This is a genomic window from Paenibacillus eucommiae (assembly GCF_017874215.1).
Lineage (GTDB): Bacteria > Bacillota > Bacilli > Paenibacillales > NBRC-103111 > Paenibacillus_AI > Paenibacillus_AI eucommiae.
Window position 1 is genome coordinate 94,949 of sequence record NZ_JAGGLB010000031.1, and the last position, 24,076, is coordinate 119,024.

The 24,076-nt window shown below is 48.6% G+C and carries 21 protein-coding genes; 8 read left to right on the plus strand and 13 right to left on the minus strand.

Features of this window, described 5'->3' with window-relative positions:
• Window positions 1–5: 5 nt before the first annotated feature.
• The 4 genes from J2Z66_RS32705 to J2Z66_RS32720 form a co-directional block, all read right to left on the minus strand.
• On the minus strand, window positions 6–908 hold the full coding sequence (locus J2Z66_RS32705; RefSeq protein WP_245376009.1) for a carbohydrate ABC transporter permease: 903 nt from the start codon (window positions 906–908) through the stop codon (window positions 6–8).
• A gap of 4 nt (window positions 909–912) precedes the next feature.
• On the minus strand, window positions 913–1,830 hold the full coding sequence (locus J2Z66_RS32710) for an ABC transporter permease (protein ID WP_209976974.1): 918 nt from the start codon (window positions 1,828–1,830) through the stop codon (window positions 913–915).
• A 60-nt stretch (window positions 1,831–1,890) separates the two neighbouring features.
• On the minus strand, window positions 1,891–2,853 hold the full coding sequence (locus J2Z66_RS32715; RefSeq protein ID WP_209976975.1) for an aldo/keto reductase: 963 nt from the start codon (window positions 2,851–2,853) through the stop codon (window positions 1,891–1,893).
• A 72-nt stretch (window positions 2,854–2,925) separates the two neighbouring features.
• Window positions 2,926–4,476 carry an extracellular solute-binding protein gene (locus tag J2Z66_RS32720; protein ID WP_209976976.1) on the minus strand — a complete coding sequence of 517 codons (1,551 nt, stop codon included), beginning with the start codon at window positions 4,474–4,476 and terminating at the stop codon, window positions 2,926–2,928.
• A 453-nt stretch (window positions 4,477–4,929) separates the two neighbouring features.
• On the opposite strand from J2Z66_RS32720, the gene J2Z66_RS32725 reads away from it, so the two are divergent.
• Genes J2Z66_RS32725 through J2Z66_RS32735 form a run of 3 tightly spaced genes read left to right on the plus strand, consistent with a single transcriptional unit; the run spans window position 4,930 to window position 6,088 of the window.
• Window positions 4,930–5,295 (plus strand): DUF2089 domain-containing protein, encoded by a 366-nt coding sequence (locus J2Z66_RS32725; protein ID WP_209976977.1) that lies wholly within the window; start codon window positions 4,930–4,932, stop codon window positions 5,293–5,295.
• 13 nt (window positions 5,296–5,308) lie between these two features.
• The gene (locus J2Z66_RS32730) at window positions 5,309–5,737 is read left to right on the plus strand and encodes an SHOCT-like domain-containing protein (protein WP_209976978.1); all 429 of its coding nucleotides are present in this window, start codon (window positions 5,309–5,311) and stop codon (window positions 5,735–5,737) included.
• Window positions 5,738–5,743: 6 nt separating this feature from the next.
• Complete coding sequence (locus J2Z66_RS32735; protein WP_209976979.1) at window positions 5,744–6,088, plus strand: hypothetical protein; 345 nt, start codon at window positions 5,744–5,746, stop codon at window positions 6,086–6,088.
• Here the strand turns inward: J2Z66_RS32735 and J2Z66_RS32740 are convergent.
• Both J2Z66_RS32740 and J2Z66_RS32745 read right to left on the minus strand, forming a co-directional pair.
• A complete protein-coding gene (locus J2Z66_RS32740; protein WP_209976980.1) occupies window positions 6,078–7,118 on the minus strand; it encodes a Gfo/Idh/MocA family protein in 1,041 nt (346 codons plus the stop codon). The two genes, J2Z66_RS32735 and J2Z66_RS32740, sit on opposite strands and share 11 nt — an antisense overlap.
• Window positions 7,119–7,314: 196 nt before the next feature.
• On the minus strand, window positions 7,315–9,756 hold the full coding sequence (locus tag J2Z66_RS32745) for an AraC family transcriptional regulator (protein WP_209976981.1): 2,442 nt from the start codon (window positions 9,754–9,756) through the stop codon (window positions 7,315–7,317).
• A gap of 163 nt (window positions 9,757–9,919) precedes the next feature.
• Here J2Z66_RS32745 and J2Z66_RS32750 point away from each other — a divergent pair, with 163 nt between their 5' ends.
• The 5 genes from J2Z66_RS32750 (at window position 9,920) to J2Z66_RS32770 (ending at window position 14,325) form a co-directional block, all read left to right on the plus strand.
• Window positions 9,920–10,489, plus strand: coding sequence for an RNA polymerase sigma factor (locus J2Z66_RS32750; RefSeq protein WP_209976982.1), 570 nt, complete (start codon window positions 9,920–9,922; stop codon window positions 10,487–10,489).
• Entirely contained in the window at window positions 10,464–11,294 is an 831-nt protein-coding gene (locus tag J2Z66_RS32755) for a hypothetical protein (RefSeq protein WP_209976983.1), read from the plus strand. The genes J2Z66_RS32750 and J2Z66_RS32755 overlap by 26 nt, the downstream gene beginning before the upstream one ends.
• Window positions 11,278–12,156: an ABC transporter ATP-binding protein gene (locus J2Z66_RS32760; RefSeq protein WP_209976984.1), complete on the plus strand. Its 879-nt coding sequence runs from the start codon at window positions 11,278–11,280 to the stop codon at window positions 12,154–12,156. Before J2Z66_RS32755 ends, J2Z66_RS32760 begins: the two co-directional genes overlap by 17 nt.
• A 2-nt stretch (window positions 12,157–12,158) precedes the next feature.
• Window positions 12,159–13,358, plus strand: coding sequence for an ABC transporter permease (locus J2Z66_RS32765; RefSeq protein WP_209976985.1), 1,200 nt, complete (start codon window positions 12,159–12,161; stop codon window positions 13,356–13,358).
• A gap of 127 nt (window positions 13,359–13,485) precedes the next feature.
• Window positions 13,486–14,325, plus strand: coding sequence for a hypothetical protein (locus tag J2Z66_RS32770; RefSeq protein ID WP_209976986.1), 840 nt, complete (start codon window positions 13,486–13,488; stop codon window positions 14,323–14,325).
• A gap of 498 nt (window positions 14,326–14,823) precedes the next feature.
• Here J2Z66_RS32770 and J2Z66_RS32775 read toward each other — a convergent pair whose 3' ends face one another.
• The 7 genes from J2Z66_RS32775 to J2Z66_RS32805 all read right to left on the minus strand — a co-directional run bounded on the left by J2Z66_RS32775 (window position 14,824) and on the right by J2Z66_RS32805 (window position 24,021).
• Window positions 14,824–15,459, minus strand: coding sequence for a transcriptional regulator (locus tag J2Z66_RS32775; protein ID WP_245376010.1), 636 nt, complete (start codon window positions 15,457–15,459; stop codon window positions 14,824–14,826).
• 314 nt (window positions 15,460–15,773) lie between these two features.
• Window positions 15,774–17,237 (minus strand): NAD-dependent malic enzyme, encoded by a 1,464-nt coding sequence (locus J2Z66_RS32780; RefSeq protein WP_209976987.1) that lies wholly within the window; start codon window positions 17,235–17,237, stop codon window positions 15,774–15,776.
• 251 nt (window positions 17,238–17,488) lie between these two features.
• Window positions 17,489–18,478, minus strand: coding sequence for an agmatinase family protein (locus tag J2Z66_RS32785; RefSeq protein WP_245376011.1), 990 nt, complete (start codon window positions 18,476–18,478; stop codon window positions 17,489–17,491).
• Window positions 18,471–19,763 (minus strand): imidazolonepropionase, encoded by a 1,293-nt coding sequence (gene hutI, locus J2Z66_RS32790; protein WP_209976988.1) that lies wholly within the window; start codon window positions 19,761–19,763, stop codon window positions 18,471–18,473. Before hutI ends, J2Z66_RS32785 begins: the two co-directional genes overlap by 8 nt.
• 18 nt (window positions 19,764–19,781) lie before the next feature.
• A complete protein-coding gene (gene hutU, locus J2Z66_RS32795; RefSeq protein ID WP_209976989.1) occupies window positions 19,782–21,443 on the minus strand; it encodes a urocanate hydratase in 1,662 nt (553 codons plus the stop codon).
• 63 nt (window positions 21,444–21,506) lie between these two features.
• Window positions 21,507–23,021 carry a histidine ammonia-lyase gene (hutH, locus tag J2Z66_RS32800; protein WP_209976990.1) on the minus strand — a complete coding sequence of 505 codons (1,515 nt, stop codon included), beginning with the start codon at window positions 23,019–23,021 and terminating at the stop codon, window positions 21,507–21,509.
• Window positions 23,022–23,034: 13 nt separating this feature from the next.
• The gene (locus J2Z66_RS32805; protein WP_209976991.1) at window positions 23,035–24,021 is read right to left on the minus strand and encodes an ABC transporter ATP-binding protein; all 987 of its coding nucleotides are present in this window, start codon (window positions 24,019–24,021) and stop codon (window positions 23,035–23,037) included.
• Window positions 24,022–24,076: the final 55 nt, after the last annotated feature.

The following is a 24,076-nucleotide window of genomic DNA, read 5'->3' on the forward strand; positions in this document are numbered from 1 at the left end:
TAGAACTAGCCTTTTATCGAACCCGTCAGCACGCCTTTGACAAAATGCTTCTGCAGAAACGGATACACGCAAACGATCGGCACCGTCGTTACAATGATCATCGCCCCCTTCAAGCTTTGCGGCGTTGGCTTCGCCGTCAAGGCGCCCATCAGCTCCGCATTCAAATCCTGACTCGTCATCGTCAGTACAATCTTGCGCATCAGCACCTGCACCGGAAACTTATTCACGTCATTGATGTAAATGACCGCGTCGAACCAGGCGTTCCAATGCGCCACCCCGTAGAACAGACCGATCGTGGCGAAAGTAGGCAGGCTTAGCGGGAATACGACACGGGTCAAAATGCGAAGCGGCGAAGCGCCATCGATTGTCGCCGACTCCTCAAGATTTTCCGGCAGCTGAGAGAAGAAACTTCTCATGACGATCATATTCCAGGCGCTGATCAGCCCGGGCAACACGAGCACCCAAAACGTATTCGTCAAATGCAAATATTTCATCAACAAATAGTTCGGTACAAGTCCGCCGTTAAACACCATCGTGACGAAGACAAACATCATGATCGCGCTGCGGCCCGGCAGCTGTCTGCGCGACAGCCCGTAAGCCATCATCGACGTGAAAATAAGATTGAGCGTTGTGCCGATCACCACTCTAGCGATCGTGACGCCATAAGCGTTATACAGAATTGAACCTTGCGAGAGCAAGACGCGGTACGCGCCGAAGTCCAGCTTTTCCGGGATCAAGATAAAGCTGCTTCTGCGCAACAGCTCCGCTTCACTGACAAGGGATGTCGACAGCACAACGAGAAAGGGCAGGACGAAAAGCAGCATCATTAAGGTCAGAAAGGAATAATTCCCTACCTGGAATGCGGTTTCTCCCATCGTTCGCTCCATTCGGGCTATCGTCTTCTTCATCTTCCTACCATATCCCTTCCTGACCAATTTTTTTGGCAAGCCAGTTCGTGCCCGTTATTAATACGACCGCAATAGCCGATTTGAACAGTCCGACCGCCACACCGAACGAATATTGCACTTCGACGAGCCCCTTCCGGTACACGTACGTATCGATAATATCGGCAACGTCATAGACCGGCGGAGAATAAAGCAGGAAAATTTGCTCGAATCCGGCTTCCATCACGCCCCCGATTTGTAAAATGAACAAGATGACGATAATATGACGCATGCCGGGCAAAGTAATATGCCATATTTGCCTCATGCGCCCCGCACCGTCGATGCGTGCAGCTTCGTATTGCTGCATATCTATACCGGCGATAGCGGCCAAATAAATGATCATCCCCCAGCCGACTTCCTTCCAGATGCCGGAGGCGACCATGATGGAGCGGAAATAACGCTGGTCAGTCAGAAACGAAACCGGTTCAAAACCGAACAGCTTGACGATCTCGTTGCCTAACCCGCCATCCGTCGTCAGCAGCGTCGTCAATAGACCGGCAACCACAACCATCGAGAGAAAGTGAGGCAAATATGAAATCGTTTGCACAGAACGTTTAAATGCCATGCTGCCGACTTCATTAAGCATCAACGCGAGCAAGATTGGTGCGGGAAACCCGAACAGCAGCCGATATAAGCTGATTAGCAGCGTATTTCCTATTACATCCCAAAAATAGTAAGAATTGAAAAAGTAGTGAAAATGCTTCAGTCCGACCCAATCGGCGGTCAGCATTTCCCGCAGCCCATCGAACGGCGCGACATCCTTGAAAGCGATAATCAGGCCGAACATCGGCGTATAATGAAAAACAAGAAAATAAATGACGCCGGGAACGATCAGGCTGTAATACAGTTTGTTCTTCCGCAGCAAGGTAAACGTTCGAGCGTTCATTGGCCGCTCCTTTCTGAACCTAAGGCGTGAATAGTTGACCTTCGGACATTTACACTTTACTTATCCCAAAAATGCCAGCTGATCTTGTGTTAATTTCAGATACTCAGCTTTCAAGCTAGCTTCCAACTGAGCATGTGTCCTGCATCCAATAATCGGAAAAGTATGAAAAGGCTGCGAGATTAAATAGCCAAGAACTATTTCTGTGATTGTAAGCGATAGCTCCGATGCCAGCTCCTGAGCCCTTTCAAATCTCGCTCGGTTGGCTGCCGTGCTATACATAGGGCTGATCCTTTTATCATCCAGGGAATATTCGCCTGAATCCCATTTAGTAAATAGGCCTTGCGCTTGGGATGAGTATGGAAATGCGGATACCCCGGAAGCGATATGGTATTGCTTCATATCATTATCCATAGCAATAAGTGTAGGATCGCTAAATTGCGTTTGATCGGCTTCAGCTAAGCTCCACATCATTTGATTACCAGAAAACCCTTGAATACCCTCAGCTTTTGCATAATCCTGCGCTTCGATAATCCGCTCTACAGTCCAATTTGAGCAGCCAAAATAGCGGATCCTTCCGGCCTTTACCTGCTCATTCAATGTTTCGAGAATGTCCTGGACGGGTCGATTTGTATCATCACGATGCAGGATATATAAATCAATAGTATCGACCTGCAGGTGGCGCAAGCTGCCTTCTATATCCTGAGCAATATCCTTCTGTGACATTCTCGACAACTGCATGCTTTCCAAAAGCGGATGCCCCCCTTTAGTGGACACCAGCATTTGATTGCGGTTTTTTCTGGCTTTCATCCATAAACCGATCGTTTTTTCACTGATGCTAGCTTCAATTGCTGGCAGCCAATTCGCATAAACCTGTGCTGTATCTATAAAATTACCACCACGTTCTGCATATGCATCCATGAGACGGAATGATTCTTCTAGATTCAAGCGACTCCCAAGACTCGCCCCTCCCAAACAAAAGGTTGAGCATAATAAATCCGTTCCCGTTACAGGTTTAAGCTGCATCTCGTTTTCCTCCCTATATAACGATACTCAGGAGGAATACCCCTTCCCTGGCTATTCCTCACCTATGTGCTGCTACTTTACCTCATTGTATGCCGCTGTATAAGCAGCAATCCATTTGTCCATACCTGCCTTGTTCAACTCTTGCAGGAAACTGTCCCACTCGCTGATCAGTCTTGCGCCCATGATGAACTTAATCGTCTCCTGTTCGATCATCCGGTTCAGGTCATTAAGTGTCGGAATGTTCTCCGCCAGCGCATTGCTGTCAAACTTGTACTCCTCATCAAACAGGACGATCTTTTTCGCCGTTTTCGGATTGGTCAGGAAGTTTTTGTAATACTCGAAAGAAGGTGCATTTTGCGGGCTCGCATCGCGGAACTGGATCGTCCAGGCGAACGACATGGCGGCGATAAGATCGCCGAGATAATCGCGATTCAGTCTTTCGTATACGTGATTGGTTTTATCCACCCACTTCCAGTTCTTCCCCTCGATGCCGAAGTATGCCAGCATGTAGTTGTCGAGATCCGTTTGCAGCCAGTTCATGTATTTCATCGCCGCTTCCGGATTTTTCGAATTTTTGCTGATCATCCAGCCGTTTCCGACTGGCCCGCCCATCGTCATCGTCAGCCCTTTCGGTCCCCGGAGCTGGTCGGCGACGATGTACTTCGCTTCCGGCACGTTCGCCTGCAGCGCAAATTGATTGCCAAGCTCGCGGGAATGCCAGTGCGCCCCGACCGCTACGCGGTTTTGCTTGATCAATTCGATCTGCTCGGCAGCGTCGATCGTGAATGCTTCTTTGTAGATATACCCTTTCTTGAACCAGTCGGCCATTTTCGTCACGAAATCTTTGTAGCCCGGGTTAAGCACCTCCGGCTTCACTTTGCCGTCCGCATCAATCCATTTGCCGTATCCAACATCCATAAATCCAGCGGCAAGCGAATAGTTCAGTTCCTCTAAATTCGTGAGCAGCGGGATCGTTTTGCCGCCGCCTGCCGGGTCTTTTTCCTTGAATTCCTTCAATATCGCTTCCAGTTCGTCCATCGTCGCCGGCATTTTCAAATTCAGCTTCTTCATCCAATCTTCCCGGATCAGTACCGTGTTGCCAGCTGACGGTGCGTTGATCGGCAGACCCCATATTTGGCCGTCCTTCGTAGAAAGCGCTTCCCATCCGCCTATCCATTCAGCCGGCCACAGCTTTTTGCTATTTTGCCCGTATTTGTCCAGCAGGTCGTTCAGCGGCATAGCCGCTCCTTTGGCCTGATGAAGTACCATACTGCCGTTGAAAACGTCCAGCGGCTCGTTGGAAGCGAGCATAATGTTCAACTTGTCATCCTCAGAGCCTTTCGGCGGGATAATTGGAATGACCTCAATACCGATTTTGTCCATGATCGCCTTGCGCACTTCCTCGACTGCTTCCGGCTTGCTGCTGTCAGTTACCGACGATAAATTGCCGCCGTTTGCGTACACATACACCTTCTCAATCTTTTGCTCTCCCGGCGTTGCGCCCGGCTTTGCCGATACTGCTGCGGAAGTCGAGGCCGGCTCGACGGTTTTGCCTGATGAACAGCCTGCCCCTACCATAATGACGAGACATAGAACGATGCTCGCGGACACCCATTTTTTCATCGTGTGTTAACCTCCCTTTGATTTTTGATATTTGTCGGATTTGTCAGCATCGCGTTGGCCAATAGCAATTGCCGATGCCCGCATTGTATCACCGTGCTGCGTCATTCGAAAATAGAAAAGTTATGCTATCGATGCCACTTTATTGCCAACTGCATCATTATGGCACTTTATTCGGTCAACAGCTCCTCCAATCCCTGCATTTTCCGGTATTCGCCGGGGGCGAGTCACGAAGCTGTTCGAAAACAATGTGCCTTCAAGTGTCATAGCCAACACCGGCATGCCGCCTGTTCCGGATTTGTTGAGGCTTTCTTTTTTTAAATAAAGCATTTTAAAATTTCAAGGATAACAACCCGTAAAATCAATAAAATCAATAATTTTATTAAGATAATTAATTTTGTTCATTTACAAATTGAATATATTGAATTATAATTTAAAAAAAGAAAGGAGTAGAGTATGAAATATCCTATCATCACACAGTGTCCTGTATGCGACCATACGCTGCACGCCGTCAAGCTGGAATGCGGACATTGCCGGACGACGATTGAGAACAAGTTTGAATTATCAAAGCTGGCTCTACTCTCGCCCGAACAGCTCCATTTTGTGATCACCTTTCTAGTGAACAGGGGTAACATAAAGGAAGTGGAGAAAGAGCTCGGCATATCTTACCCGACGGTGCGCGGCAAGCTCAATGATATCATTACTGCCCTCGGATACGATACAAGAAAGAAGCCGGAAGTGGATGAGAAGAAAATCATTTCCATGCTGGAGAATGGCGAAATCACTGCGGATGAAGCGGTCAAAATGTTGAAGGATGAATAAGGAGGAAGAAACGATGAAAGAAGAAATTAGCAAAGTGCTGTCCATGATGCAGGAAGGCAAAATTGATTCAGACAAGGCTTCGGAGTTGATTGACGCGCTAAAGGAGAAGCAAACGGCTCATACGTCGCAAGCCGTGCAGACGCTGAGGAAACCGGACTATTCGAAGAAACTGTCATCGGCATCCGGCGGCTATTTAGACAAAACGTTGAAAATACGGATAACGTCCCAAGAAAACGATAATGTCAACATCAATTTGCCGATTAAACTGGTGAAGGCAGTTCTCGGAACGGGGCTCAGCATCGCGTCCAATATTCCGCAGGCTGCGAAATATGTGAAGGATATCGATATCGACTTGCTGATCGATGCAATCGAGAGCGAGCTTGACGGGCAAATCGTTGACATCCGCTCCGGTGAAGAGACCGTCATCGTAGTGATTGAGTGACGGGTCATGATAATTGTGAAGGTTAAGAGCAAGGAGCACGCTTTTACGATTCCGGTCCCTTATGCCCTATTGCGCATGGGGAGCGTCATCCTGACTTCCAATCTAGTCCAGCGCATAATGAAGGATTGGCTGATCAAGCACAGCGGACATGCGGGTGGGCACTCAAGCCGGAAGCATGATTTCGATTCAGACAGCAGCCGGTTCGGGATTGAACTGGTGCTGTCGATTCTCGAAAACCAAAGCACGAAGCAAGCGATCAGGCAGCTCATCAAGGAGCTGCAACGCTGCAAAGGGACGGTTCTGGTCGATGTCCAGGCTCAGGACGGCACGGAAGTGTTGATTAAATTGTAGGCGAAGCTGTGACAAATCTTTCCACAATGCTGTCCTCAAAGTGATGTGGCAAATTCACCTTGCCCCCGTATTTAGCGGTATGATAGATTGCCATAATAACTTGGTACGACAGCATCGAATGCTCAAGGTCACAAATATGCCCTGATTCTTTATTTAACACATAATCATGAATCGAATCCAAATAAGCAATTAATGCCACCATATAGCTTTCTTCCCAACTCGATTTCTCAATTGTATGCAAGTGTGTGTTGTAATTTACTACTTCCAAGAACTGATTTAAGGCAATTTTCAGATGTCCCTCCGACCCATAAACATCAAGACCGATATGTAAGTATAGATTCGTTTCTCCTGGAAGAGACCTTGCGAATGCCCCACATTCGATAGTTGCACGAACACCATTTTCAAATAATATACTAGCCATCGACTCATCTGGCGCGACGACTGAGGAGCTATCCGTTCCTTCACACAGTCCAGTCTGTCCCATCACCCAGCTTACAGGACTGAAATCATTAAAGAACATTACCATATCAATGAGATGTGAGCCTTGCTCCATAATGTTCACTTTCGTAGAAGCGCGAATAAACTCAATTTGACCAATGGCACCCGCTTGCAGCAAATTGCGGGCCTTACTCCAGGCCGGCAAATATTTATGTTGGTGATTAACCAGCACCAATTTATGATGTTCTTTACAAATACGCTCAATTTCGTAGGCTTCGGATGGTGTTAGTGCCAACGGTTTTTCAATGTTGATCAGCTTAACACTAGGAAACTGCACAACCACCTTCACCAATACAAGTCTCAGATCCGCGCCGGTAACAATATCGACAACGTCCGGGTTCGTTACGCGCAACAATTCTGCTAAATCCAAGGAACGATTGGGGATCTGGTATTTATCTGCAAGAGCATTCAGTCTATCTAAATTGGAATGACCACAAACACCTACTACTTCAATGGTATTGCATGCCCGGTAAGCATTGGCATGAGCATCCGCCCAGCCCTTTGTTCCAACAAGTACGGCTTTCAATTTCATATAATTTATGCCTCCAAGGTTACAAAATGAAAAATAAATAACTAATTGATATTTGTCGGAGTTGCGTGTATCGCGTTGGCCAATAGCGAGTGCCGATGACCGCATTGTAACACCTTACCGGTGCATTCGAAAATAGCAAAGTTATGCTTTCCATGCCACTTTATTGCGGGCTGCTTCATTATATCATTATGGCACTTCATTCGGTGGCAAACTCCTCCAATCCATGCATTTTCCGATATTCGCCTGGGGTAAGTCCCGTATGCTCCTTGAATACTTTGATGAAATAATTCGTTTTGGGATAGCCGATCCGCTCGCCGATATCCTTGATCAACAGGTTCGATTCGAGCAGCAACCGCTTGCCGGATTCGACTCTTGCTGTCATTACGTATTCGGAGAACGATTGGCCGGTATGTTCCTTGAAAAGGCGGCTGAAATACGATGGGCTAAGCTGCAGCCGCTCGGAGATCTGCGCGAGCGATATGTTATCGCAGTACGTTTGTTCGAGCAGCCGAATTGCCTGCTTCACGTATTTGTTGTTTTTCTCTTCGTAAGCTTGGCCGATATAAGTTGTGAAATCACCGATGATGTCCGCGAACCATTCTTCAATTTCTTTCAGCTCTTTTTTCTTGAGCAGCACCTCGTACAGATTCGTCTTGCGCCGCAGCACGCTTTCGATGTCAAGTCTGAGGCTTGCAGCCGTCTCCACCAAGCTGCCGAGCAGCCGGATGAACGCTTGCTGCAACTGGCGAAAATCAACTTTGCGCTGCTGCTCCTTCAAATCTTTGGCAAACTCAGTGAACATCCCGAGTGCCTCTTTCATCTCTCCGTTGAGTATAAAATTGTTTAACGCGGCCTCCTTCTCCTTCGGATAAACAAGCAAAGGAATATTCTCCAGCCTGACATCCCCGATGTAGATAACATCGCTGTTGCCCGAGATGACGCGGTGCCGCTGCGCTTCTTTCGCTTCCGCATATGCCCTCTGCAGTTCGCAAACCGTCCGCGAATGGTTGCCGATTCCGATCGTACAACCGATTCCGATCATTTGCCGAATATCATGGGCGACCCGCTCGGCGAGCGCGAATATGTCCGTCATTTGCGCCTGGTGACAGTTGATCATGACGATAAAGCGGTCTTCGATCAGCTCCATCACGATGCGGTTCCTGCCGGCCGGAATCATCGCTTCGATCATGTCTTCGATTCTCAGCTTGTTCATCTTGATTCGCTCAACGTCCGCTTCGGGATCAGTGATTTCTGTAAGCGTTATCACAAACAGCCCAATATGGTCCAAATTGAATCCCAGCCCGAGGAAGCGCAGCCGTTCGTCGATTTCCTCAAGTGTAAAGCGGTTGGGGCGCAGCAGTGAGTGGACGTACATCTTTTTGTAGGCGGGCATACTCTCCTTCAGTCTCGTCTGTAAGCTCACCTGCAGCTCGTAAGCTTCCATCAGACTGCTGCGAATAACTTTCAATTCACCGAACACTTTATGATTGGTGGCGGTACCTTCGCCTTCATAGCTCTTGTTTTTGACGAACGAAAGCAGATGACGGATCGGATTATAAATGTTGCGCGACGTAATGAAGACGAGCACGCCACTCGCCGCCACAAGCAGCAACGCCGTGAACAGGATCAAATTTTTCGTATTATTAACGCTTTTATAAATGTTGTTCACCAGTATCCCATTGATAAACGTCCAGCCGAGCAATTCAGAAGACATATTCGTCACGAGCCACTGTTTGCCCAGCATTTCCGCTTCGAAAGAGCTTTGCCCCTGCTCTGCAATGAGACGCAGCACGTTCGGGTCGCCGCTCATCTGCTCGCTGATCGCATATTGGCGATCGTAGAACATCAGCTTCCCTCCAGCGGACAGCACGAAAAACGCGTGGTTGCCGTCGCGGATCAGCTTGCGGAAGACGGTGCTGTAGATCATTTCCGCATCCAGGTTGATCACCACATAACTGTCCGACAAGGAGGCAGACATGTAGACAATCGGCAGCACCAGCTTGCGCGTACCGTCCAGTTGTTTCGCTTCGCGCAGCTCGCTGATCGTCGGATACGCGCGTATGCCGTCCGTCGACAAGCTCCACGTGTCATCGTAGAAATCGTCAAACGTATAATTGGTGCTGCCGGTCAGCACGATATGTTTGTTATGGTCAAAAAAATAGACGGAATGGATGAATTCATTCGATTCTTTTAAATTGTTCAAATACCACTGCGCATTCGACTTGCTGTTCACGTACAAGTACAGCTCGCGCAAATCTTCGTCCCGATAACCTCCGTCCAGCGTCTCGTAGTAGCTGCCCAGCGGGAACGCCTCGAACTCCCTGATCGCGCCGCTGAGTACCGTTTGCTTGAAGCTCGTGCCGATCTGCTTGACGATCATCTCCATCGAATCGACCGTCTGCTTCAAATACATTTCGTTGGACGTGCGCAGCTCGCTCTGCATCACCGACGTTGTGTTGCGATACAACACGAGGCTAATAATCAGAATAGGCAATAAAACGATTACCAATGTGTATGTAAACAATTTAATGTAGAAATACCTCTTTTTTGCCGAAATGAGCCATCTACTTAGCAGAACCACCACTCCTTTCTCCCTGTCCCCCATATCGCCGACAAACTGCCATGTAACCGCTGACATTATTGTGTTCCTATTATAGCCTACGACCGTATTCGGGGAAATAGAAATTTCTTGCTGTCAATGCCAATTTGATGCCAATTGGGCGATAATAAGGGGATAAAATCAGTTTTAAATCCTTTTATACTTGTTTGTCGTCTTTATTAGATGAAGTGAGGTGAGACCGTTGCAAAGCGATGAGGAGCTCATAAAAGAGCTGCAGCAAAACATCCAAAGCTCGATGGAAGTACTCATTAAACGTCATTACAAAATGGTCTTTGCGTATATTTACCGCTATTCGGGCGATTATCATACGTCTTATGATCTGACCCAGGAAACGTTTATCAAGATGGTCCGCAGCATCGATTCCCTTACACAATATGAGAGCTTTAAGCACTGGCTGTTAAAAATTGCTCTGAATACATGCCGGGACTATGTCAAAAGCAGGGGTTATAGAAATGGACAGGCTTCCAGTGAGTGGAATGAAGCGATTGCGGATTCGAGTGCCCAGCTTGTAGATATGTTCGAAAAAAAAGTGGAAACCGCCGCGGTCAAAGCAGCCCTTCTGGAGCTGCCCCCGTATCAGCGGGAAACGATTATTTTGCGGTTTTATCAAGATCTGAAAATCAAAGAGATTGCCGATTTGAGCGCTGTTGGAGAGCCTACGGTGAAGTCCAGAATTAAACAAGGCTTATCCAAGCTCAAAGCCATTATGGAAAGGAGCGTTACCGATGACCGGAAAAAGCACAGAAAATGAGCTGCCTGAGGATATGACAGAAGACGAATTCAAAAACATTCATGATTTTCTGCTCCAATACGATGTTAAATATCCTGACCCCGATGCCATTAACCGTACTGTTGAAGCGGCCAGGTTTCAAATGCGCTTAAAGGCCCGTCCAAAACTGCGCCTGTGGATGCGCATGCAGCGGGTGCTGCGGCTCGCGGCCTCTGAGCTATCTATGATGAGTCCTTTATATTGGATCGTAAGCGCTGCTCTCTATGTTTCCGGCTTCATGATGATTGGGTTCAAGTTCCATGCCACTCCTGCCTTCTCCTTGTTTGCTCTTGCGCCGCTGCCATTTATTCTGGGCTTGATGGAGGTGTTCCGCAGCCGCGACGAACGCATGCTGGAGTTGGAAATGTCCTGCGTCTTTAATGCGGCCAGTGTAATGCTGTCGAAGCTAAGTATGATCGGCGTTTATAATATTTTGTTAAATTCGCTCTGCTCCCTATGGTTAATCCGTATAACTGAGCAAACTCATTTATGGGATATCACCTTGCTTTGGATGACCCCCTTTACACTCATAAGCGGACTGTCTTTAGTGGCTGCGATTCATTTGCGCGGCAGCACCGCTGTCCTGTTCGTAATGACATTATGGCTTTCTTTTTGCCTGATTCTTATCTTCAATCCTATTCTGATGCGCAATCTGCTAACCATGCATACGGCTTCCTACCTCCTGTTGATTGGCTTCGGAATCATGCTGACTGTCATGCAGGTATCTCGTTTACTGAAAAGAACTATGGAAATGGAAGGAATGGTTGAATTTGAAACTGATCATTAAAAACGTTACCCGAGCCTATAAAAGTAAAATAGCGATCGATGACGTAACCTGTGAGTTGACCCCTGGCGTCTATGGCCTGATCGGGCCCAACGGAGCAGGCAAAACGACACTGATGCGCATGCTGGCCGACGTCTTGAAGCCAACCCGCGGGGAAATTACGGTAAACGGTGAAAGCATCCGCGTTTTGGATGAGCGCTATCGGGATTTGCTGGGCTACCTGCCTCAGGATTGCGGGTTCTATAGCTACTTTACAGCTTGCCGATTCCTGCAGTATATGTCTTCTCTCAAAGGGATCAACAAGCGCGAAGCAGATAAGAAAATAGATGAGCTTCTGCAATTGGTCAACTTGAGTGAACAGAAGCATCAAAAAATAAGTAAATTTTCCGGCGGTATGAAAAGAAGGCTCGGCATCGCACAAGCTTTGCTTAATGACCCGAAAATATTAATTCTGGACGAGCCTACGGCCGGCCTTGATCCGAAAGAGCGTGTGCGCTTCCGCAATTTGTTGTCCGACATATCCGAAGATCGCATCGTGATCCTCTCTACCCATATCATCTCTGACATTGAGTATATGGCCAAGGAAGTGCTCATACTCAAGCATGGCAGGCTGGTCAAGCAGGAAGCTCCGGAAACCATTTTGCAGGAATTGGATGGTAAGGTTTGGCATATTACGGCTCCGGCAAGCGAGCTGGCGAGGCTGACCCAAAGCTATATCATTGGCAATTTGCAGCGGAGGGGGTATGAGATTGAGGCCAGAGTGATTGCGGATCATAAGCCGCAAGATTTAGCTTCGCTGCAGCCTCCCCGCTTGGAGGACATTTATTTGTACTATTTTGGGGATTCCCCGGATGTGGAGGGTTGAGCGTGCGACTGATCAAGTTGGAGCTGTACAAAATCTTTTCGCAAAAAGTCATTTATATAGCCTTTATTGTCTTCGCTTCACTTTATGGCATGCACTTTTTTGGCGATATCAAGCAAGAACGAGATATTAAGGCGATGCGCGCAGCCTATGAGCAATATGGCGGGGATTTGACCGAAGAAAAAATGGTATGGGCGAACCAGGTATGGGAGGTCTATTTACAAGAAGTGGAACGTGCAAAAAAGGAGGAGAAAAAAGGTCCCCTCTCCGACTCACAACTCATCGCCCAATCCCAAGTCGCTATGGATATAAGAAACGCGCTTGAGCAAAAAGCAAACTATTTGCAGCAAATGCAGTGGCTCGAAGAGCAATCGCAAGGGAAAAGCGGCCAAGGAATGCACGAGCAGGAGACGCACGGGCAAAGCGACAATTCCGAATACAGCCGTAAAGCGGCATTGACTGAACTTCATGCTAAAGCAGCAGTTGGGTACCCCAACTACATCCTGTATCAACCGGGTTGGAATCATATCCTGCGATTTATGAATGAGATTGGGTACTTTTTTGCGGCAGCACTTACGATAGTCGGTTTGTCGGGCACCTTCAGCAGGGAATACGCCTCCCACATGGACCATTTGTTATTCAGCAGCCGGCACGGACGAAGGAAAATGGTGCTTTCCAAAATCGCTGCGGCTGCCATCTATTGTGTGGTGATCGTACTAGCATACAGCTGTATTGCCTTTGTGCTGAATGCTTACTACTATGGACTGGGCGGCTGGAACGCTAACGTAGTGAATTTATACAACTTATTTGCTGGTACTTCTTTCAATGGGCCAATATGGCTCTTCTATCTCAGACAGCTGTCCTATGCGATCCTTGGCTGCACGGCGCTTGGCCTGTTTGTGATGCTGGTGTCCTCCTGGACCCGATCTTCCATAATTCCAGCTTTCATTAGCGGTATTGTTTTTATGCTGCCTATTGTCGTTATATTTGTTCAAATCCCGTCAGAGCTGCTTACTATATTGATTCTTCAAGTGTTCCGTTACATGGAATTCATCCAGTTGGAGAGTCTGAATACCTTTATGACCTATAATTTTTTCGGAATTCCTCTGTTGTATGAGCATGCCTTGCTCTATATAATGCTTGTTTTACTGTGCCTGTCTGCATGGCTTATCTTATTTAGTATAAGAAGACGGCAGGTGACCTGATGTGTGGATGTTGATTCGTATGGAACTGTATAAGATCACGCACACGAAATGGCTGCCTCTCTTATACGTTTCTTTGGCTATCATTTATATCTTTTTGAGCTGCTCCTACTATAGGTGGAATGATACGATGGCTTGGGAACGAATCACGTACTTTCCATATTCGATAGGAACGATTTTTGAAGGTATGCTTCTGCTGCTTGCGCTTCCTGCCTGCTTTACTCAAGAGTACGTGCTGCGTACAGATGCTCTGCTCCTCAGCTCCAAGCATGGTAGAGGCAGAGTCATCCGCGCGAAGCTCGCAGCCTCCTTCTTGTTCATCACGGCAATCGTGATTGGATGCTGGATCATCAACGTCGCCGTAAACGTAGGGTTGGCTGGTTGGGATGGGTCTGCTGGGTCTGCTGGGTCTGTTGGTGCCGCTGGGCCTGCCGGAGCCGCTGGAGCCGCTGGGGCCGCTGGGGCCGCTGGGGCCGCTGGGGCCGCTGGGGCCGCTGGGGCCGTCGAGGCCGTCGAGGCCACCGGCTGGGCTGGCTGGGCTGGCTGGGACTGGCCGATTCAGCAACTGACCCGGTATGCGTCTTCCCCTTATGCGATGAGCATCTGGCAGTATACCTTGGTGCAAGCTTTGACCAATTGGCTCGGTTGTATCGTCTTTGGTTTGTTCATCCTGTTCCTATCCGCCAGAAGCCGAACCTATCTGATCGTATTTTTTATCGCTGGCCTTGTTTTCGCTCTGCCTTTTTTTATCCGCAGCACTTCGGACCTCTCTATGCCTTGGCTGATGAAAAACATAACATTTTCAGATTTCATGAGAGTCGAAAATATATTTAACCGCCCTAGATTTGTAAATGCTGGCAAATGGACTCTGCAACTACCCTATGCTTTATTTTATGCGTATATGCTCTTGCTTGCCGCTATATTTACGAATGCCGCTTACCGGAGCTTTAAAAATCGGGAAGTGATATAACTTATAAGCAAACTCAATATGCGGTCCAAAGTTCAGTCATACCCCAAAAAACAAAAATCTGTTTTATATGGTGGAATGCACAGGGGGTGAACCCTGGGGTTCAGTCCGCGCGGACGTAATGAAGTGAAATGTCTTCGAAAGTATTCTCCTAATGAAGGAGCACGGCGTCTGAATCTACCGCTAAAAGTCCTCGTCGAGTCAGCTTCGTCAGCCATTGGATCAGGAGTCGGATATCGGACATCCCCTTAACTCCATAAAAGCAAAAAGTCGTTCTTTAGAGCGGCTTTTTTCGAATCTTGGGAATCAGTTCCGTTCACATCGTGATTATTGTATCTAATCATTCGGACATTAGCGACCGTTAGCGTCGTTTATTCGAAATTCCGGCTTTATTATGGACATTAGTGTCCATAAGCGAGAGAATTATCAAAGAAAAGCGTAAAGTTTTCTTCTAATGGTCATTAGTGTCCATAAATAAAGTGAATTTACTTTATTTTTGCTCTAACGGTCATGATTGACCACTTGATAGGTGCGATAACGCTGCTGTCCATTGTGAACTATTAAAACACTCATTTCTACAAGCTTGTCTAAAATACGTCTCGCCTGTCTAGTGGATCGATTCAAGTGCAAGGCAAGTTCATCGGAGCGAAAAGGTCTAATGACGCCACGCGCAAACCGCAAAGTCTCTGCTTCAATCCAACTGAGCGAATGATTTGTTGACATGGACACCAACTTACCGATAAAGGACAAAGCCAACTGCTTGATAACCTCTGGTTCTTCCTCGATCGACAAGTATGCAACAGGCAGGAACAGCCAATCGTCCAATACTAGGTACGCTTGTTTTTTGCATAAATCCCTGAACCGCCATGATTCAATATCTCTGGCGTGAGATCGGTAACCGTGGATTTCGATGCAGCCTTTGGCTCCGCCGGGCATATAGGTAAGATCTAGATAACGAAATCGGTTGCCATAATCCCGAACTTCCCATTCCGCATACAAATGATTAAAGTTACCTACAGCAGGGTACCATATCGTTCTCAAAAACTCTTTTGTACCGTGTCCAATTTCCTTCTGAAGTATTTCGCGTCTTCTCGGATTTTTTTCTACAGCAAGTTGATCGTGAATCCATTGGTTCATCTTCGTCTCAAAACTACTAATTAGTACTCCCTCCTTTCGATTTGGAAAATTAAAAATGCCACCTTGATCCGGAATCGCAAGAGATTCCTCATAATCAAAGCGGCATGTGCTTCACACCGTTACATAATTTTACATTAGTATATTTCATGAGTTCGGATTTGGCAATAATTTTTTAAAGTCCTGGCGTATAGCGAAAGAAGTACGTGCTTTCTAATGCTTTCTAATGCTTTCTAATGCTTTCTAATGCTCCTCTTGCTTCACCACGTTTACGTCTGTCACACATACCAACTATTTACTTCCATTATACTAGGATACTACGGGACTAAATAGGTGTCTCCCTTGTCTGTTTTGTCTGTTTGTGTGATTTCCGTACGCCGCCGGCGAGCTACACCAGAGTCATAAGCGGCAGCGATGACTGCTTCCTTAACCCGGTCGACAACGTGGGGATTGAACACGCTCGGTATAATGTACTGCTCGTTCAATTCTTCGTCACCGACTATGGACGCGATTGCACGGGCCGCAGCCAGCTTCATCTTCTCTGTCACGCGCGATGCGCGGCAATCCAAGACGCCCCGGAACATACCGGGAAAACAAAGCACGTTATTGATTTGGTTGGGATAATCGGAGCGACCTGTCGCCATGACTCGGACATAATCCTCCGCCTCCTCCGGATCGATCTCCGGACTCGGGTTTGCCATTGCGAATACGATAGCATCTTTGGCCATTCGCTGCACGTCATGCTTCTTCAATACTCCGGGTCCGGAGACACCGATGAACACATCCGCCCCCGCGATAACATTGGTTAATCCGCCTGTTTCGTCATTCGGATTGGTGTTGCTGGCATACCAATTCCATGACTCCTGCCCGTAATCCGTCCCGCGTGTTAGCACCCCGAACCGGTCGACGCCAATTATGTTGACGGCACCGGCCGCCAGCAATATTTTCGTACAGGCGATGCCCGCGGCGCCAATTCCGCTAAAGACGATTTTGCACTCTTCCAGCCGCTTGCCCACCAGTTTAAGCGCATTAAGCAGGCCGGCCAGCATCACGACGGCGGTTCCGTGCTGATCGTCGTGGAATACGGGAATATCGAGTTCCTCCGTCAATCGCCGTTCGATCTCAAAGCACCTCGGAGAGGAGATATCCTCCAGATTAATGGCGCCGAAAGTAGGCGCTATAGCTTTAATTGTACGGATGATCTCTTCCGTATCCTGCGTATCCAAACAAATCGGGACAGCGTCTACGCCCGCAAACTGTTTGAATAGCATTGCCTTTCCTTCCATGACAGGCATGGCCGCTAGCGGGCCGATATTGCCGAGGCCAAGTACGGCAGAGCCATCCGTCACGACGGCGGCCATATTCCGTTTGACGGTCAACGTATGCGCGCGTGACGGATCTTCGTGAATGGCCATGCAAACCCGGGCAACGCCCGGCGTATATACTCGGGAGAGGTCATCCCGATTTCTGATCGGTATCTTCGATGCCATTTCGATTTTCCCGCCGAGATGGAGCAGGAATGTCTGGTCAGAGATGTTGACTACCCGTACGCCCGGCAAGCTCCCTGCCGCCTTGGCGATCAGATCCGATTGCAAAGGATCTATCACATTAACAGTCATGTCCCGCACCGTCATTTGCCTGTTAGCCCGAGTGACGTCAATGGCGACAATGTCTCCTCCCGCATCGCCGATCGCCGTAGCGATCTGACCTAACGTTACTTTCTTCGTATCGATCTCTAGCCGAATAATAATCGTCGTACCGGCTCCGCCTGACAAAGACATCTTTCCTTACCTCCCAATTATGCAATTCAACCGTAGCGACACGCTGGTTCCTCCTACTGGTGATGCCCGCTACCGGTGGCTCCCTCTACCAGTGATGCCTGCTAACGATGGTTCCCTCTACCGGTGATTTCCCCTACCAGTGTTTCCCTCTACCAGTGATTCCCCCCACCCGAGGTTCCCGCTACCAGTGGTTCTTCCCACCCGTGGTTTCCGCTACCAGTGATTTCCCCTACCGGTTGTTCCCGCTATCTTTAGTAAGCATGCTTTGGTCGATGTTTGAACCCGCATAGAAAGTTCAATAGCAGATAAGCGCCGGTTTTCACCGTGATCAAGCTTCGATCATCCCGGTGCGGATCAAGACAAACGATATCCATAGCCGCAACTTTGGGGTGTTTTCCAATTTGATACACGGCTTCAAGCAGTTCCCAAGAGTACATGCCTCCGGGCGTCGATGCCGGAGCGGCTGGAGCGAATGCCGCGTCCAGCACATCGATGTCCACCGTCAAGTAGATCAAATCTACTTTATCGTCCAAATAGGCCAGTGCTTCAGACAATACCTTTTCCATACCAAGCTTCCGTACGGTTCTGAAAGTGTAGTACTTGAGTTCCAGTTCATCGGCATATTGCTTGTAAGCAAGGGAATTGAAGTAGCCGTGCAAGCCAATGTTGACGATATGCTGCGCTTTTACCGTTCCCGACTCGATCAAACCGCGCATGGGAGTACCGTTGCTCGGTCCGCCGTCTTGAAGATTCCGCAAATCGAAATGCGTGTCGAACTGGAGGATTCCGATTTTTTTACCCTGATGATAACGCTGCAAACCTTTGACGAGCGGACAAGTGATCGAGTGATCCCCCCCGATGGATAAAGGCGTGATCGAGTTGTTTTTCTCTAATACTTCCAGCATGGCCTGTTCGATGTTGTGATGACACTTCGGTATATCGGTCACGTGCATCTTCACATCACCCATATCGGCAATGCGCAAATCGGATAAATCGACATCGTAGTCGATGTTGTAGGCTGCGAATGACTGCCAGACTGAACGAATCGCATTCGGATTTTCGCTGGCTGCGGAAGCGCTGATCGAAGATCTGGAAAGCGGCACGCCAAGCAAGCAGACTTCGTATCGTTGGTCAGCCGTGTATTCGGCAATCAGCTGGTTCATTTTCAGATCGAGCCTATCAGCTGATTTCCCTCTATAAATCAATCCCGGAGGATTAATATAATCATAGACATCAGACAAGAAGCGTCCCTCCCTGCACGACGATGTCGCCGTTTTTGATAACCATATCAACGAGATTAACGCCAAAGTTATATTGCAAAAATTGATAGTTAGGAGCGTCAAACAGAACAAGATCTGCTTTTTTCCCCGTTTCGATGCTGCCGATTTCTTCAGCTCTCCCGATAGCATAAGCCGCATTGATCGTGCTGGCTGTAATGACCTCTGCTGGCGTCATCTTCATCGTAAAACAAGCTAAATTCATAATGAGCGGCAGTGACTCCGTAGGAGAAGAACCTGGATTGCGATCGGTCGAAAGCGCCACCGCAACCCCATTTTCAATCATCTCGCGGGCTCTTGCCGGAGACTCCATCAAGTACAGCGCAGTTCCCGGCAGCAATACAGCCACCACTCCCGCCTGTGCCATCATCCGAATCCCTTCATCTGAAGCTTTCAGCAGGTGATCCGCTGAAATAGCGCCGAGCTTGGCAGCCAATTCCGCTCCGCCGAATGAAACGATCTCATCGGCGTGTATTTTGGGAATGAGGCCCCATCTTTTCCCCGCCTCCAGAATCCGTTCCGACTGTTCGACGGTAAAGACGCCTTGCTCGCAGAAAACATCGCAAAACTCAGCCAATTGTTCATCCGCGACCTTTGGAAGCATGTCTTCGATAACGTACCGGACATAGTCATCCGGATTCGCTTTATATTCGGACGGAACAGCATGCGCACCCATGAAAGTCGACACGATATCGACAGGATGGGAATCATTTAATTTTCGGGCGGCACGAAGCTGTTTCAACTCATCTTCAACCGTTAAGCCGTATCCGCTTTTGGCTTCGATGGTTGTCACTCCGTACTGTATAAAACGGTCCAGCCGGCGCCGGGACTGCTCGATAAGCTGTTGTTCCGAAGCAGCCCTCGTCTGGGTAGTAGAATACAAGATTCCACCACCCTGCTGCAAAATTTCGATATAAGTAGCACCATTCAGGCGCATTTCAAGCTCATGCTCCCTGCTGCCGGCAAATACTAAGTGGGTGTGCGGATCGACCAATCCCGGCAGCACTATTTTTCCCTCCGCTTCGATTCTTTGAACCTGCGCATCCGTCTCCCGGTCTTCGAATGATCGAACCCATGCCTCGGCATCGCCGTGAGCTCCGACAAACACGATCCGATCGTTCTCCAGAACGACCCCACCATGCTCAATAACGCGGATATCGCTCATTTCCGAGCCTGTTTTCGGCTTGTTACCCGATCCGGCAACGGTGACTACCTGAGACGCTCGTCGTATATATAACAATCGTTTCATGACCGGTCTCCTCGCTTTCTATTTCAGCATCGGCATGCGAATATCGTGCTTCTTCGCTGTTTCAATCGCCAGGTCGTAACCAGCATCCGCGTGCCGGACTACGCCCATACCCGGATCAGATGTCAAAACTCGTTCCAGCCGGACTGCTGCTTCCTCTGTCCCATCTGCGACGACAACCATACCCGCATGCAGCGAATAACCCATGCCTACGCCGCCTCCATGATGCACAGATACCCAACTGGCTCCTGCGGACGTATTGATCAAAGCATTCAGAATCGGCCAATCTGCTATCGCATCACTACCGTCCTTCATCGCTTCCGTCTCTCTGTTAGGAGAAGCGACAGAACCCGCATCCAAATGGTCTCTGCCGATAACGATCGGAGCAGATAACTCACCCGAAGCTACCATGTCGTTAATGATTTTACCGAATCTAGCCCGTTCACCATACCCTAACCAGCAAATTCTAGCAGGAAGTCCTTGAAAAGCAATTCGTTCACGAGCCATGGAGATCCACTTACTAAGAGCTTTGTTTTCCGGGAACTCTTTCAGCAGCGCCTCGTCCAGCTTACATATATCCTGCGGATCTCCTGACAGCGCAGCCCAACGAAAAGGGCCTTTCCCCTCGCAAAATAGAGGTCTAATATACGCCGGAACGAAGCCCGGAAAATCATAGGCGTTCTCTACGCCTTCCTTCTGTGCGATCTCACGGATATTGTTGCCATAGTCAAAAGCAATGGCGCCAAGCTCCTGCATCTTCAATATGGCTTGAACATGAACCGCCATGCTTGCTTTGGATAGAATGACGTATTTTTTCGGCTCCGTTTCTCTCAATGCTTTTCCATCCTCAAGGCTTAACCCCGCTGGCAAATATCCGTTCAAAGGATCATGGGCCGATGTCTGATCGGTGATGATGTCCGGAATGAAATTTCTTTTGACCATTTCTGGCAAGATTTCCGCAGCATTGCCGAGGAGTCCGATGGATAACGCTTGTCCTGCTTGCTTGGCATCGGAAGCGATACTAATCGCTTCGTCGAGGGATTCAACGAGAATGTCGCAATACCGGGTTTCAATACGTTTCTCGATTCTCGTCCGATCCACTTCAATGGCAATACATACGCCATCATTCAACGTAACGGCAAGCGGCTGCGCGCCTCCCATACCGCCAAGCCCTGCTGTTACGGTTATCGTTCCTCTTAAACTTCCATTGAAATGCTGTCTGGCGCATTCCCCGAAAGTTTCGTAAGTGCCTTGTACGATTCCTTGGCTGCCGATGTATATCCAGCTTCCTGCCGTCATTTGCCCATACATGATCAGACCTTTCTGATCTAACTCATGGAATTTTTCCCAGTTTGCCCAGGCAGGTACGAGATTGGAATTGGCCAGTAAAACTCTGGGAGCATCTTTATGAGTGCGAAAAACAGCAACAGGTTTCCCTGATTGAACAAGCAGCGTCTCATTTTCTTCCAAATTTTTCAAACTCTCTACAATGCCGTCAAAGCTTTCCCAGTTACGCGCCGCTTTTCCTATACCACCATATACGATCAATTGCTCCGGGTGCTCCGCGACTTCAGGGTCCAGGTTGTTCATCAGCATCCGAAGTGCGGCTTCCTGAACCCAGCCTTTGGTATTTAGTGTTCGGCCCCGGGGAGCTCTTATGACTCTATTAGCATGTTGTTGCATCTTCGTTCTTCCTCCTATAACTTCAACGTCTACTGTCCATGACTTCAACGTCTACCGTTCTTCTTATAGCTCTCCCACTCGCTCTTCCAACCGATTCACCCAACTTGGGTCCTCCACGATCGAAATCATCTGATGAAGATCCTGATAGAACACTCTATCTTCAACCCAAGCCGGGATGACGGAACGAATCCATTCATGCATCAACCTGGTTCCTTTTCCAAATTGTAAAGGCTTGTGGAATTCCAGCGCTTGAGCTGCCGCAAGCAGTTCAATAGCCAGAACCTTCTGCGAATTGCGTACGACTTGGGCTGCTTTGAGAGCTGCCGGTGTCCCCATGCTCACATGGTCTTCTTGAAACGCGGAGGTCGGGATCGAATCTACGGAAATCGGATGCGAGAGAACTTTATTCTCCGCAACCAAAGAAGCCGCCACATACTGCGGTATCATAAAGCCAGAATTCACGCCGCTTCGGGCCACCAGAAAAGCAGGCAGCTCGCTGACGTGCGGATTCACAAGGCGGTCGATTCTACGCTCGGAAACGCTGGCGAGCTCCGATACCGCTATTGCGAGCATATCCATCGTCAAAGCCAGCGGTTCGCCGTGCGCATTGCAAGCAGATATGGCTGTGCCTCCGTCTCCATCATGATCAGCGAATATTAGCGGGTTGTCCGTTGCCGAATTGATTTCGATCGATAAGATCTCTAGCGCATGATCCAGCTTGTCCCTGCAAGCGCCGTGAATCTGCGGCATCGATCGTATGCTAAGGGCGTCTTGCACCCGGTAATCCTTATATGTCTCCGCGATTTCGCTTCCTTCCATCAGCCGAAGGAGATTATTCGCAACTTTCATCTGGCCTTTATAAGGTCTTGCTTGATGTACCCTCTTATCGAAAGCATAGTAAGTTCCTTTTAAAGCTTCAAAGCTCATCGTTCCTGCAATGTCCGCCCATTTCGCTAATTGAATCGCATCATAAAGGACTAGTGCACTAATACCGGTCATGCAGACCGTACCGTTGACGAGGGACAAACCTTCCTTGGCCTTCAAATTCAGCAAAGGAATACTTGCCAGCTTCATCGCTTCATCACCGGGCATTAACCGGCCCTGATAATAGGCTTGTCCCAGTCCGATTGTCACCAAGGCTATATGCGCCATATGCGTCAAATAACCGACGGATCCCTGCGATGGAACCCATGGGGTAACCTGCTTGTTTAACATTTCAACCAATACCTGAACCGTTTCCAGGCTGACGCCCGAATGCCCTTGGCAGAAGTTCAGTACGGCTGCGAATTGGATGCTCCGAACTTGATCGCGGGCTAGAGGCTCACCTACTCCGCAAGCATGACTCATGATGATGTTTCGCGATAATGTGGCCGCTTGTTCCGGTGAAATACGGCTTTTGCATAGGTCGCCGATTCCCGTATTAATTCCATAGACAACCGTGTCTTCATCCAGATTGTCTACCCATTGGCGGCTTTCGTTAATTTTGAAAGCCGCGCGTTCCGATATTTCAACGGTCTCTCCGTTTCTGGCTACCGCAACAAGATCTGCTATCGTCATTTGTCTTTCGTCGATTATCACTTTTCCTCACCCCTTACTCATGGAGTTCGGCTTTACGCTTACCCGCACTTAGCAGCGCTTGAACATGGGATAAGCTAAGGCGGCCGAGAACGGCGCCAATGCCGCTTACGATATAAAGAGCTTCCGCATTCTGTTTAAGCATAGCTGCAAGTGCTGACTTCAGATCCGTATCGGAAGAAATCGTCACTGTACCTGGCGGAATGCTCGTTACCGGACTGAGCTTCTCCATGGCCACCGTCACAGGGATCAAACTTAATTGCCTTATAATGTCGTCTCCACCCAATAAATTCGCAACAAATTCGTTCACGGGATTGGTGATCAAAGCGAGCGGCTCGTCATATTGAACGACTTCCCCGTCTTTCATCACGATGATCTTATCCGCAAGCCGCAATGCTTCGTCCACATCGTGCGTAACAAACAGAATCGTCTTGCGCAATTTCTTCTGAATATGAATCAATTCATCCTGCAGCTTCGTTCTGGTAATCGCATCTATCGCTCCGAAAGGTTCATCCATCAGCATAAAATGCGGGTCCGCCGCCAATGCGCGGGCAAGCCCTACGCGCTGCTGCTGTCCCCCCGACAACTGTCTCGGGTATCTGCCGCGGAACTCCTTCGGGTCCATATGAACCAATTCCAGCAATTCCGTTACTCTGCTGCTCATTCTTGGCTTGTCCCAGCCCAACATCTCTGGAACAACTGTAATGTTCTTCTCCACGGTCATATGTGGAAAAAGACCGTTCTGCTGGATGACGTATCCGATTTGCCGGCGCAGTTCGCCTACCGGAACCTCACGCGTATCTTTTCCGTTAACCAGAATGGCTCCCTCTGTTTGCTCGTAAAGCCGGTTTACCATTTTCAACAACGTCGTCTTTCCGCATCCGGAGCTTCCCACGATGGCCGTAAACTGGCCCTCTGCCACTTCCAGGCTTACATTGTTTACCGCTGGCCGAGACGCCCCGGGAAACGTCTTGTGAACATTTTTAAGGATGATTCCGTTCAATGGATAGCCCCCTTTATTGAAGGGACACAATGTTCATGTGTCCCTTCAATCACGA

Bases quoted from the DNA above. Each gene is read 5' to 3' on its own strand.
- J2Z66_RS32705 (WP_245376009.1), bottom strand. From the start codon at position 908: ATGAAGAAGACGATAGCCCGAATGGAGCGAACGATGGGAGAAACCGCA.
- J2Z66_RS32710 (WP_209976974.1), bottom strand. From the start codon at position 1,830: ATGAACGCTCGAACGTTTACCTTGCTGCGGAAGAACAAACTGTATTAC.
- J2Z66_RS32715 (WP_209976975.1), bottom strand. From the start codon at position 2,853: ATGCAGCTTAAACCTGTAACGGGAACGGATTTATTATGCTCAACCTTT.
- J2Z66_RS32720 (WP_209976976.1), bottom strand. From the start codon at position 4,476: ATGAAAAAATGGGTGTCCGCGAGCATCGTTCTATGTCTCGTCATTATG.
- J2Z66_RS32725 (WP_209976977.1), top strand. From the start codon at position 4,930: ATGAAATATCCTATCATCACACAGTGTCCTGTATGCGACCATACGCTG.
- J2Z66_RS32730 (WP_209976978.1), top strand. From the start codon at position 5,309: ATGAAAGAAGAAATTAGCAAAGTGCTGTCCATGATGCAGGAAGGCAAA.
- J2Z66_RS32735 (WP_209976979.1), top strand. From the start codon at position 5,744: ATGATAATTGTGAAGGTTAAGAGCAAGGAGCACGCTTTTACGATTCCG.
- J2Z66_RS32740 (WP_209976980.1), bottom strand. From the start codon at position 7,118: ATGAAATTGAAAGCCGTACTTGTTGGAACAAAGGGCTGGGCGGATGCT.
- J2Z66_RS32745 (WP_209976981.1), bottom strand. From the start codon at position 9,756: ATGTCAGCGGTTACATGGCAGTTTGTCGGCGATATGGGGGACAGGGAG.
- J2Z66_RS32755 (WP_209976983.1), top strand. From the start codon at position 10,464: ATGACCGGAAAAAGCACAGAAAATGAGCTGCCTGAGGATATGACAGAA.
- J2Z66_RS32770 (WP_209976986.1), top strand. From the start codon at position 13,486: ATGGCTTGGGAACGAATCACGTACTTTCCATATTCGATAGGAACGATT.
- J2Z66_RS32775 (WP_245376010.1), bottom strand. From the start codon at position 15,459: ATGAACCAATGGATTCACGATCAACTTGCTGTAGAAAAAAATCCGAGA.
- J2Z66_RS32780 (WP_209976987.1), bottom strand. From the start codon at position 17,237: ATGTCTTTGTCAGGCGGAGCCGGTACGACGATTATTATTCGGCTAGAG.
- hutI (WP_209976988.1), bottom strand. From the start codon at position 19,763: ATGAAACGATTGTTATATATACGACGAGCGTCTCAGGTAGTCACCGTT.
- hutU (WP_209976989.1), bottom strand. From the start codon at position 21,443: ATGCAACAACATGCTAATAGAGTCATAAGAGCTCCCCGGGGCCGAACA.